Source organism: Brasilonema bromeliae SPC951 (assembly GCF_012912135.1).
In the GTDB taxonomy this organism is placed as follows: domain Bacteria; phylum Cyanobacteriota; class Cyanobacteriia; order Cyanobacteriales; family Nostocaceae; genus Brasilonema; species Brasilonema bromeliae.
In genome coordinates this window covers 1-2,343 of record NZ_QMEB01000388.1, presented here as the reverse complement: position 1 = coordinate 2,343, position 2,343 = coordinate 1, and the positions used below count along the sequence as shown (strand labels likewise).

1 protein-coding gene is annotated in these 2,343 nt (G+C 49.3%); it reads left to right on the top strand.

Features of this window, described 5'->3' with window-relative positions; translation table 11 throughout:
- Nucleotides 1–2,343 (top strand): HAMP domain-containing protein (locus DP116_RS27880; RefSeq protein WP_169158204.1); only part of this gene is annotated, 2,343 nt, incomplete at both ends.

Genomic DNA, 2,343 nt, shown 5'->3' with positions numbered 1-2,343 from the left:
AGGTGAAATTTTGGAGTTGAAAAATACTATCAATACGATGGTAGATCAACTCAATTCTTTTGCTTCTGAGGTGACGCGGGTTGCGCGTGAGGTGGGAACCGAAGGTAAGCTGGGTGTACAAGCAGAAGTGCGAGGTGTTGCTGGGACGTGGAAGGACTTGACCGATAATGTGAACTTGATGGCGGGTTCTTTGACGGCGCAGGTACGGAATATTGCGGAAGTGACGACGGCGATCGCCAACGGTGATCTCTCCAAAAAAATCACTGTTGATGTCAGAGGAGAAATTCTAGAACTCAAAAACACCATCAATATCATGGTGGACCAACTCAGTTCCTTCGCTTCTGAGGTGACGCGAGTTGCGCGTGAAGTCGGTTCTGAAGGAAAACTCGGCGTACAAGCAGATGTTAAAGGTGGTGCTGGTACGTGGAAAGATTTGACCGACAGTGTGAACTTCATGGCGGGTTCTTTGACGGCGCAGGTACGGAACATCGCGGAAGTGACAACAGCGGTGGCGAATGGTGACTTATCGAAGAAAATTACTGTTGATGTCAAAGGTGAAATTCTGGAGTTGAAAAATACTATCAATACGATGGTTGATCAACTCAACTCTTTCGCGGGTGAAGTGACGCGGGTTGCGCGTGAGGTGGGTGCAGAAGGAAAGCTGGGCGTACAAGCAGAAGTACGAGGTGTCGCTGGTACGTGGAAGGATTTGACAGACAGTGTGAACTTCATGGCGGGTTCTTTGACAGCGCAGGTGCGAAACATTGCCGAAGTGACGACGGCGGTTGCAACTGGTGACTTATCGAAGAAAATCACTGTTGATGTCAAAGGCGAAATTCTAGAGTTGAAAAATACCATCAACACGATGGTGGATCAACTCAGTTCGTTTGCTTCTGAGGTGACGCGAGTCGCGCGTGAAGTGGGAACTGAAGGCAAACTGGGTGTACAAGCAGATGTGCCAGGTGTTGCTGGGACGTGGAAAGACTTGACCGACAGTGTAAACTTCATGGCGGGTTCCTTAACAGCGCAGGTGCGGAATATTGCCGATGTGACAACAGCGATCGCAAACGGTGACTTGTCCAAGAAAATTACTGTACAGGTGAAAGGGGAAATTTTGGAGTTGAAAAACACCATCAATATTATGGTGGATCAACTCAACTCTTTCGCTTCTGAGGTGACGCGGGTTGCTAGGGAAGTGGGTTCTGAAGGAAAGCTGGGTGTACAAGCAGATGTGCGCGGTGTTGCTGGAACTTGGAAAGATTTGACCGACAGCGTGAACTTCATGGCAGGTTCCTTGACGGCGCAGGTACGGAACATTGCTGCTGTGACGACGGCGGTTGCGACTGGTGACTTGTCGAAGAAAATTACTGTTGATGTCAAAGGTGAAATTCTGGAGTTGAAAAACACCGTGAATACGATGGTGGATCAACTCAATTCCTTTGCTTCTGAAGTGACGCGGGTTGCGCGTGAAGTGGGAACTGAAGGAAAACTGGGTGTGCAAGCCGAAGTTCGAGGCGTTGCGGGAACGTGGAAAGACTTAACCGACAGTGTGAATTCGATGGCGGGTTCTTTGACAGCGCAGGTGCGGAACATTGCTGAAGTCACAACGGCGGTGGCGAATGGTGACTTATCGAAGAAAATTACTGTTGATGTTAAAGGCGAAATTCTGGAACTCAAGAACACCATCAACACGATGGTTGATCAACTCAACTCCTTCGCAGGTGAAGTGACGCGGGTTGCGCGTGAGGTGGGAACTGAAGGTAAGCTGGGCGTGCAAGCTTATGTCAGAGGTGTTGCCGGAACTTGGAAAGATTTGACCGACAACTTCAACTTAATGGCAGGTAACTTGACGGCACAATTGCGGAATATTGCCGAAGTGACGAAGGCGGTGGCAAATGGTGACTTGTCGAAGAAAATTACTGTTGATGTCAAAGGCGAAATCTTAGAACTCAAGAACACTATCAACACGATGGTGGATCAACTTTCGTCTTTCGCTTCTGAAGTGACGCGGGTTGCACGTGAGGTGGGAACTGAAGGTAAGCTGGGTGGACAAGCACAGGTTGTCGGCGTAGGGGGTACCTGGAAAGATTTAACTGATAATGTCAACTCGATGGCGGGTAACTTAACCGCACAAGTGCGAGGTATTGCCAAAGTTGTGACGGCGGTTGCGAATGGTGACTTGAAGCGGAAACTCACGCTGGATGCCAAAGGAGAAATTGAAACTTTGGCAGAAACAATTAATGAGATGATTGGGACGCTGGCGACGTTTGCCAACCAGGTGACAACCGTGGCGCGTGAGGTGGGAATTGAAGGTAAGTTGGGCGGACAAGCGAAAGTGCCGGG